The 561-nt window shown below is 72.2% G+C and carries 1 protein-coding gene and 1 pseudogene; both read left to right on the top strand.

Going from position 1 to position 561, the window contains the following annotated elements:
• On the top strand, positions 1-318 hold a 318-nt coding region (locus A5645_RS29395; protein ID WP_155767852.1), incomplete at its 5' end, for a ComEA family DNA-binding protein.
• 5 nt (positions 319-323) lie between these two features.
• Positions 324-561 (top strand): annotated as a pseudogene (locus tag A5645_RS04740) (hypothetical protein); the annotation flags it as partial.

A 561-nucleotide genomic window follows, 5' to 3' on the forward strand; every position in this document is an offset into this window, starting at 1 on the left:
GGTGGCGCCAACCCCACCACGATCTGTTCACCGTCCCCAACGGGGCGCGCCATGTTGAGGCCAATGGTGTCGGCGCCATCGACCGCACCGACCACCTCGGGTAAGCCGAGGAACGGCCCCAAGCCGGAAGTGCTGGACCTCAACGCGGCCACCGTCGAGCAGCTGGACGCCTTGCCGGGAGTCGGACCGGTCACCGCCGCCGCGATCGTGGCGTGGCGCCAGGCCAACGGCAGGTTCACCACCGTGGACCAGCTGGCCGAGGTCGAGGGCATCGGCCCGGCTCGGCTCGACAAGCTCCGTGCGCTGGTGCGTGTCTGACCCGCGTGCACCAGCCCCTGGACGTGCGGCTGGTCCCTGCCGCGGTGACCAGCTGGATCGTGACGGCGGCCGGGACGATCTGGCCGATCGGGCGCGCAGCCGCCGGGTGCTGCGCTGTGCTCGCCGCAGCCGCGGCGGCGATGTGGTGGTGCTGCTCGACGGTGGCCGCGTTGAGGTCCAGCACTTCCGGCTTGGGGCCGTTCCTCGGCTTACCCGAGGTGGTCGGTGCGGTCGATGGCGCCG

This window comes from Mycobacterium asiaticum, assembly GCF_001673635.1.
GTDB classification, from domain to species: Bacteria; Actinomycetota; Actinomycetes; order Mycobacteriales; family Mycobacteriaceae; genus Mycobacterium; species Mycobacterium asiaticum_C.